General features: G+C 62.6%; 6 protein-coding genes. All 6 read right to left on the minus strand.

Features of this window, described 5'->3' with window-relative positions; translation table 11 throughout:
• Positions 1–657: 657 nt before the first annotated feature.
• The 6 genes from ACZM96_RS07970 to dctP all read right to left on the minus strand — a co-directional run bounded on the left by ACZM96_RS07970 (position 658) and on the right by dctP (position 7,798).
• Positions 658–1,929, minus strand: a complete 1,272-nt coding sequence (locus tag ACZM96_RS07970; protein WP_489488403.1) for a (Fe-S)-binding protein — start codon at positions 1,927–1,929, stop codon at positions 658–660.
• A 2-nt stretch (positions 1,930–1,931) separates the two neighbouring features.
• Entirely contained in the window at positions 1,932–3,308 is a 1,377-nt protein-coding gene (locus ACZM96_RS07975; protein ID WP_489488405.1) for an FAD-binding oxidoreductase, read from the minus strand.
• Between the two features lie 18 nt (positions 3,309–3,326).
• Positions 3,327–4,490, minus strand: coding sequence for a pyridoxal phosphate-dependent aminotransferase (locus tag ACZM96_RS07980; protein WP_489488406.1), 1,164 nt, complete (start codon positions 4,488–4,490; stop codon positions 3,327–3,329).
• Between the two features lie 117 nt (positions 4,491–4,607).
• On the minus strand, positions 4,608–5,885 hold the full coding sequence (locus ACZM96_RS07985) for a TRAP transporter large permease (RefSeq protein ID WP_489488407.1): 1,278 nt from the start codon (positions 5,883–5,885) through the stop codon (positions 4,608–4,610).
• Between the two features lie 10 nt (positions 5,886–5,895).
• Entirely contained in the window at positions 5,896–6,510 is a 615-nt protein-coding gene (locus ACZM96_RS07990) for a TRAP transporter small permease (protein ID WP_489488408.1), read from the minus strand.
• A 196-nt stretch (positions 6,511–6,706) separates the two neighbouring features.
• Entirely contained in the window at positions 6,707–7,798 is a 1,092-nt protein-coding gene (gene dctP / locus ACZM96_RS07995; RefSeq protein ID WP_489488409.1) for a TRAP transporter substrate-binding protein DctP, read from the minus strand.
• Between the last annotated feature and the right edge of the window lie 1,111 nt (positions 7,799–8,909).

The raw sequence follows: 8,909 nt of genomic DNA on the forward strand, positions 1-8,909 counted from the left end.
AAAGCGCTTTGCCGAAGAGAGCAGGAGTTCGGGAAGGCAGGGACTGCGGATGCCGGAGTGCTTGGCGTGCGCGGTTCGGTCTGCGGACTCAGTGCAGGTGTGCGCTGCTGCGCCCACCTGCGGTGGCCGACTCCTGTCCGGCCTTTGCCGGACAGTCGTGTCAAAGGAAAGGATTTCCAGATTTTGGGGAAGATGCCTAAGACTGGGGGGAATGTCCGTCGGAACTGTCGGCAAGAGCAACGGCGCGTTCGTTTTTGTTGAACAGTCGTATGCGAGGACGTATTTCCAGATATTTTGGGAAAAGGATGGCGTGGGGGCGATTCCCGCACAGAATATCCGGTGTGGCCAGAAGCGCGCGGACGTTTTTTAGAAAGGAAAATTTAAACCACAAAGGAGCCGGGAGAAAATCCCGACTCCTTGTCTTTTTTTACGGTTGGTCGGCGAAGCCGGTCAACCGTCGGCACGGCGGGCGGGCGCGGCAGCGCACGTCCGCACTGAGATGGCAGCCGAAACCACGCCAGGCCAGCCAATCGAGCCGCCTCGGCCCGCCGAACGGCGAAGCCGGAGGCGGAACCAGGGGGGACCGGGGGGAATTATTTCCCCCGGCGGGGTGCGGGGCAGCGCCCCGCTGCTCTTGCCTGTCCTCTTCCTCTACTTCTACTTCCCAATGAGTTCGAGGGTATGGCAGGCTCTGGCGGTGGCTTTGAGTCGTTTCAGGTGGTTGTTGAGCTGGAGGACGCAGCCGGGGCACTGGGCGGTGACGACGTCGGCGCCGCTTTCGATGACGGCTTTAGCTCTGGCCTCGCCGAGTTCGTCGGCGATGTCGGGGTTTTTGAGGCTGGAGATGCCTCCTCCGCCGCAGCAGGCGCCGGGGTCGGGGAGTTCCACGAGCTTTATCCAGGGCTTGGACGCGAGTTCCTCACGGATGGCGTGTTTCACCTGATTGTCGAGGCGGAAGTGGCAGGGATCGTGAACGGCGACGACGAGCGGATCGCCGGCGCTCACGGGGCGTTCCTTCTGGCGCAGGAGGGCTGCGGCGGGCAGCGGCGGCAGGGGGGAATCGAAGCCGAAGCGGGCGTCGTGGCGGCGCAGGAACACGGCGGCGTCCACGATGCGGCCGGCGAGTTCCTTTCCGGCCAGGGTGTATTCGCGCGAGAGGGTGCGGTGGCAGGTGGCGCACAGGGTGAGCACCGGCATGGAGCCGCAGGCGGCGAACACTTCCGCGTTGTGGGCCTGCGCCTTTTCAAAGGCTTCGCCGAAGCCGCTGAGCTGGGCGGGCGCGCCGCAGCACGACTGGGCGCGGGGCAGAAACACGGTGTAGCCGCGCGCGGTGAGGGCGTTCACGAGGCGCAGCGAGGCTTCCACGTTCACGAGGCCGCCGAAGCAGCCCGTGAACAGCGCCACTTCGCCGATCTGCGTGACGTCGTCCGGCGGCATGATGCGTTCGGGCAGAAGGTCGTACAGCGACTTGGAGGCGAGGTTCGGCATGCTGCGCTTGCCCGCCGCGCCGCACAGGGCGTCGGGCAGGTGGCGTATGCTGCCGCGCCGATCCAGCGGGAACAGCCACTGGAAGAACGAACAGGTGCGCACCACCTTGCGCGTGAGCTCGCGCCGGGGCAGAAGAGCGCAGGTGACGAGCTTCTCCAGGCGGCGCTTCATGGTGAGCTTGCCGTCGCCTTCGGCGAGGCGGGCGTCGAGAATGATCTGTGCGCCGTCCACGCCCTTGCCGCATATTTCCGTGCAGGAGAGGCACTGCATGCAGCTCTTGATGGATTCGTGGTAGCGTTCGCCGGGGTTGAGCTCGCCGGAAGCCACGGCGCGGGCCAGATCAATGCGCGCCCGCGGGCCGAAGGTTTCCACGAGATAATGCTTGTAACTGGGGCACACGCTCAGGCAGCGGCCGCAGTATTCACAGGTGGGGCCGTTCATGACTATCGCTCCAGCTTGCCGGGATTCATGATGCCGTAAGGGTCGAACAGGCGGCAGATGCCCCGCATGATGCGCATCTGTTCGTCGCCGAGCTGCATGGGCATGTACTGCTTCTTTTCCAGACCGATGCCGTGTTCGCCGCTCACGGTGCCGCCGAGTTCCAGAATGGCGCGGGTGGAGGCGTCGCAGAAGGCATGGTAGGCCGCGTCTTCCGCAGGCACGCCCGGGCTGTAGAGCACCATGGGGTGCAGATTGCCGTCGGCCGCGTGAGCGATGGTCACCACGTTGCAGTGATGCTCGTTCGCGAGCTTTTCCATGAGCTTGAGCGCCCTGGGCAGCAGCGACACGGGCACGGCGTAGTCCAGCGTGACCAGGCGGTCGGCCTGACGCACCAGCGCCGCCGTGCCGCCGCGACGCGCCTTCCAGAGGGTGTCGCGTTCTTCTTCCGTGGCCGCAAATTCCATGCCGATGGCGTGATGTTCGCCGCAGATCTTCTCGATGGTCTTCATCTGGCCTTCGAGCACCATGTCGGGGCCGTCCACCTCGATGAGCAGGGCCGCGCCCGCGCCTTCGGGGCAGGGCACGCCGTACACTTCGGCCACGGTCTTCAGGAACACGCCGTCCATGAGTTCGAGCGTGCAGGGCAGAATGCGGTGACCCACGATGTCCGTGACCACGGAACCGGCTTCGGCGGCGTCGTCGAAGTAGGCGAGCGCCGTGCGGATGCTTTCGGGCAGCGGAATGAGCTTCACCGTGACTTCGGCGATGAAGCCGAGCAGGCCTTCGGAGCCGCAGATGAGGCGGGGCAGATCGAAGCCCGTGACGTCCTTCTGACAGCGATTGCCCATGCGCACGATTTCGCCGCCGGGCAGCACCACGGTGAGGCCGAGCAGGTAGTCGCGGGTGACGCCGTACTTGGCTCCGCTTGCGCCGCCCGCGTTGGTGGACACGTTGCCGCCGATGGTGGAATAGAGGCAGGAGGTGGGGTTCGGCGGATACATGAGGCCCTTTTCGGCGGCGGCCTTCTGCAGCTCGGCGGTGACGCAGCCGGCCTGCACGCGGGCGAGGCGATCGGTGACGGACACCTCAAGCACCTTGTTCATGCGCGAGCTGCACAGCACGAGCCCGCCCATGACCGGCACCGGAGAACCGGCCAGACTGGTGCCGGAACCGCGCGGATACACAGGCACGTGATGCTGATTGCACAGCCGCATGACGGCCGAAACTTCTTCCACCGTGGCGGGCAGGGCCACGGCGTCGGGCTTGTGATTGGCGAAAAGGTCGTAGGCGAAGGAACGCAGATCCTCTTCGCTTTCCAGAAAGCCATCGGCTCCGAGAATATTTTTCAGCTCGCCGGCAATGCCGGAAGGCAGACTCATAGCTTTTCTCCTCTTGTGCTAGCGCGTCTTCAGATAACGTTCGATGCGGTCCATGGCTTCGGAGAGCCTGTTCTCGTCCACGGTGCAGGCGAGGCGCACGCAGCCCTTCACGGTCTTTTCCGGTCCGAAGGGGAAGCCCGGCACCACGATGACCTGTTCCTTGTCGAGCAGATCGAGGGCAAAGGCCAGGGAATCCTGTTCCGCGGCCTCGATGTGCGGGAACAGATAAAAAGTTCCGGCCGGTTCGAGGCAGCGCACGCCGGGCATGGCGTTGAGGCGCTCGGCGGCCAGATGCGTGCGGCGGCGATAGGCGTCGCGGAAGGCGTCGAAGGGCGCGCGCGGGCCCTTGAGCGCGGCCAGGGCGGCGCGCTGGTTCGGCGTGCCGGTGCTCGCCACGGAGTAGCTCAGCACTTTAATCATTTCCTTCATGATCCAGGAGGGGCCGAGGGCGTAGCCCACGCGCCATCCGGTCATGGCAAAAGCCTTGGAAAAGGAATTGAGCACCACCGTGCGCTCGAACATGCCCGGACGCGTGGCAATGCTTTCGGCCTTTCCCTGAAACACGATGCTGTCGTACACCTCGTCGGAAATCACCACAAGGTCGTGGCGCACGGCGAAATCGGCGAGCATGTCGAGGGTGGCGGCGTCGAAGACCACGCCCGAAGGATTGCAGGGCGAGTTGATGAGCAGGGCGCGCGTTTTCGGCGTGAGGGCGGCTTCCATGTCGTCGAGGGTTGGAATGAATCCGTTCTCAAAGCTGGTGGCCACGGGCACGAGTCTGCCGCCCGCGAGGGCGCAGTGGCCCTGATAGTCGGAGAAGCAGGGCGCGGGGGTGAGCACTTCGTCGCCTTCGTCGAGCAGGGTGCGCATCACGGCGAGCAGGCCGTGCATGGCGCCGGAGGTGATGAGCAGATGTTCCTGCTGCCAGGGCAGGCCGGATTTGGCGCGTTCGGCGTCGAGCAGGGCGGCGCGCAGATCGGGATCGCCGGAGGAGGCGGCGTAATGGGTGTAGCCGTGTTCGGCGTCCTTCATGGCGGCCTCGCACACGAAGGCGGGGGTGTCGAAGTCGGGCTCGCCGATGCTGAGGGAAATGACGTCGTGATAGGCGGAAGCCCTTTCGAGCATGCTGCGGATGACGCTGAAGCGCAGCGGCGTGACGTGGGAACTGAGTTTCGTGTTCATGACAGATACCGGTTGAGGAAGCGGAAGGCTTCCCGTTGAAGGCGAAAGAAGACGCCCGCGCCCGGACGCGGGAATATTCCCGGGCCCGGGCAGAGGGGAATCAGAAAAGGTTTGCGGTTACAGGTAACCCAGCATGCGGGGGATGGTGAGACAGAAGGCGGGCACGTAGGTGACGAGCAGCAGCACGGCGAGTTCCACGGCAATGAACGGCAGCACCGAGCGGATGACGTAGGAGAGATCGAGCTTGGTGACGCCGCAGATGACGAACAGACACACGCCGAGCGGCGGGGTGAGCAGACCGACGGCCATGTTGAGCACCATGATCATGCCGAAGTGCAAAGGTTCGATGCCCACCTGCGTGGCCACGTTGAGGAGCGTGGGGGCCAGAATGATGATGGCCGCGCCGCCTTCCATGAACATGCCGACGAAGAGCAGCAGGATGTTGAGCAGAAGCAGGATGATGAACTTGTTGCTGGTGACGGACTGAATGAGGGCCGCGAGCTGATTGGGAATCTGTTCGGCGGCGAGGAGCCAGGCGAAGGCGTTGGCGGTGCCGATGATGAGCAGGAGCACCGCGGTGGTGAGCACGCTGGAGCCGAGGACTTCGATGAGGTCCTTGAGACGGAGGGTGCGGTGGCAGATGCCGAGCAGCAGGGCGTAGAGCACGGCGACGGCGGCGGCTTCGGTGGAGGTGAAGATGCCGAACATGATGCCGCCCATGATGATGGTGGGGGCCATGAGGGCGGGGAGGGCCTTCCAGAATTCGCGGCAGAAGCGTTTGATGGTGAGGGGATTGGGATCGCGGGGGTAGTTTTCGCGGATGGCGACGAAGTAGCTGTAGGCCATCATGCCGAGGCCGAGCATGAGGCCGGGCACGATGCCTGCCATGAAGAGGCCGCCGATGCTCATGCCTGTGGTGACGCCCATGATGACCATGAGGATGGAAGGCGGAATGATGGGGCCCATGGTGGAGGCGGCGGCGGTGACGGCGGCGCTGAAGCCGGGATTGTAGCCGTTCCTGATCATGCCGGGAACCATGATGGAGCCGATGGCGGCGGCGTCGGCGACGGCGGAGCCGCTGATGCCGCCGAGGAACATGGATGCGGCGATGTTGGAATGGGCGAGACCGCCGGGAATGCGGCCGACCAGCATGTAGGAGAAGTCGATGAGGCGCTGGGTGATGCCGCACTTGTTCATGAGATCGCCGGCGAGCACGAAGAAGGGCACGGCGAGGAGGGAGAAGGAGTTGAAGCCCTGGAACATGCGCTGAACGACCACGAGCAGGGAGGTGTCGTGAAGCATGAGGCCCGCCACCGTGGTGAAGGCGAGGCAGAGGGCGACCGGCACGCCGAGGAACAGCGAGACCAGAAAGACGAGAAAAATGAGCATGAGCATGACGAGATCCCTACTTGCTGTCGCGGTTCTGAGAGAGGGGATCGAAGACGGGGGCTTCCTGCGAGTTTTCGCAGGTGGCGGCGACTTCGGAGATGTCTTCCATAACGGTGCTGGCGATGCTGGCGTTGGAACCGGCGCTGGTGGGGAAGCGGTCCTGGAGCATGTCGGCGATCATGGAAAGGGCCATGAGGGCGCCGCCCACGGGCAGGCAGAGGTACGGATAGATCATGGGAAGCTGAAGCGCGGGAGAAACCTGCATGGCTCCGCGCATGGCGAAGGCCCAGCCCTTGACCGTGACGAGCAGGAAAAAGGCCAGCATGACAAGCTGGATGATCGGGGCGAGATATTTGTCGTACACGCCGGAAGGCAGATGTTCGACGAGAATGCGGACACCCAGATGCCGGCCCTGACGCAGGGCGGCGGCGCTGCCGAGCATGGCCATCCAGCACATGCTGAAGCGGGCGATTTCCTCGCTGGTTTCAAAGGTGAACAGATGCGTAAAGCGGCAGAAAACCTGCCCCAGCGTGGCCAAGACCATAACAATGCAGAGGGCGATGCCCAGCCACAGACTGACCTTCATGAGAACATTGGTCAGCCTGTTGACCTGAAGGGAGATCAACGTCATGACATTTTTCATTAGGGTAAACCTCAAAGGGAAGGAAGCGTCCGACAGGCGCTTCGGTTAGGGGCCGCACAGGAAAAAGTCGGGGACGATGCCACCGTCAAAAGACCGTGCGGATGTTTCGGGACAAAACAACCGGGAAAGGCTCATTCCGCAGAAAAAGCCTTTCCCGGGAACACTGGCTGCGGGTCGGAATCGCCTACTTGCCGGAGCGGGCTATCTTCACCATTTCCTGAGCTTCGCGGATGCATTCATCCATGAGCTGCTGTTCGTGGCCGGCCACCTTGGCTTCGGCTTCGTTCGCGGCCTTGATGGCGCCGTCGACCCACTGCTGACCGACGCGGTCGGCAATGATCTTGAGGGAGGCGGGCTGGGCGGCTTCGCGGAACATCTTCTGTTCTTCGGGGGTGGGCTGATGAATCTTCATGCCCTTGTCGGCCATGTCCTTGAGGGCGGCGGCGTCGCTCGCGGCGGTGATGCCCGCATGCACGATGCAGAAGGCCTGCGCGCCCTTGTAGAGGGCTTCCTGCTGGGCGGGGGTCAGGCTCTGGAACTTGTCTTCGTTGATGAAGATGAGCAGCGGGCCGTAGAGATGACCGTCAAGCACGAGGCTGTCCTGCACTTCGTAGAACTTGGAGTCGTGAATGTTGGCGATGGGGCATTCCATGCCGTCCACCACGCCCTGCTGCAGGGCCATGTAGAGTTCGCTGTAGGAAATGGGGGTGGGGGAGGCGCCGAGACCACGGGTCATGGCCATGTGGGCGGGGTTTTCCATCACGCGGATCTTGAGGCCCTTCATGTCGGCGGGGCTCTTCAGTTCCACGCCCTTGGCGGTGAAGTGACGGAAGCCGTGTTCGGCCACGGCGAGAATGCGCACGCCGGTTCTCTTGCAGAAGTCGTCGGAGAGCTTCTTCACGAAGTCGGACTTCAGAAATTCCCAGCCCGCGGGGCTGCTCTGAATGAGGTAGGGAATGTCGAACACCATGGTCTGGGGCACGAAGTTGGCGGCAGGGCCGCTCGTGAGGGTGCCCATGTCGATGGTGCCCATCTGAATGCCTTCGAGGGCTTCAGCTTCACCGCCGAGCTTGCTCGCGTGATAGAACACGAGTTCCACTTCGCCGTTGGTGGCTTTGCGGACCATGTCGGTATAGACGTCGGCCGCGCAGACAGTGCGGTTTTCCGGGGTGTCAGGGCCGGAGTTGGCCACCTTGAGGGTGATTTTGGCCTCGGCGGCGACGGAGCCGGCGAGAAGCATGGCCAGAGACATGAGAACTGCAAGAGACTTTTTCAAGGGAACGCACCTCTGAAACTTGCTGTTGATGGGGAGAGAACGCTTTCCGATCGTTGTGGCGCAACAGAAAGACTGTTGTGAGCACGTTATTCCTGATGGATGATTTTGTCAATAATGATACAAAACACAACCACTTGAAATAAATTTACTTTTTTAAAAATATTCAAAAATTTTCACGGTTGTCGACAAAAATGGCCGTCTGAGGTGACATTTTTGGCAGAAGCGGAACGGAATTTGACGCAAAAGTGGCCCCGCTTGGGAAGGCGGAACAAGCCGGGAAAACGCGCGGTGAAGAGTTCCTGCAACGACGCACCGGGTGTTCGAGCTGAGAAGGGGAGCTGCGAGGGGGTGGCTGTTGCTGCGCAAGGGGGATGTCTGGAACAGGAGGGCAACGCGCCTCGAAAGAGCAGGCTATTCTGTGTGTGGGGGGAAATGCTCCGCCCCGCACGCTTTCTCTCGGGCGCTTCCGGGGCCGCCACGTCCTGTTTGCGAAAGACACGCTGTGCAGGATGCGCGGCTTGTACGACGGCGGCTGCGGTTGACGCCGGAAGTGAATTCCGCCTACTTGCCTGCCGTCGGCGCGACCGACATTTTTCTTTTCCCGAGTGCCGCAACTGCCCGTTTGCGCAAGACACACTGTACAGAATGCGTGGCTTGTACGACGGGCATTGCGTTTAACGGCGGGAGTGAATCCCGCCTGCTTATGCCCGTCGGCGCGACCGCCTGAAGGCTGGTCGCGGGTCCCAGAGCGTTGAGAGAAGGTTTTTCAGGTTACCTTTGCGGCCCTCGATGTTTCTTCCCAAAAATCTGGAAATCCATCCTTTGACACGAGTGTCCGACATTTGTCGGACAGGAGTCGGCCACCGCAGGTGGGCGCAGACATTTGGAGGCTTCGGCGTTTGCTCTGTCCCGTTTGCGCAAGACACACTGTACAGGATGCGCGGCTTGTACGACGGCGGCTGCGCTTAACGCCGGAAGTGAATTCCGGCTACTTGCCTGCCGTCGGCGCGACCGCCTGAAGGCAGGTCGCGGGCCCCAGAACGTTGAGAGAAGGTTTTTCAGGTTACCTTTGCGGCCCTCGATGTTTTTCCCAAAAAATCTGGAAATCCTT

This window comes from Mailhella sp., from assembly GCF_057866825.1.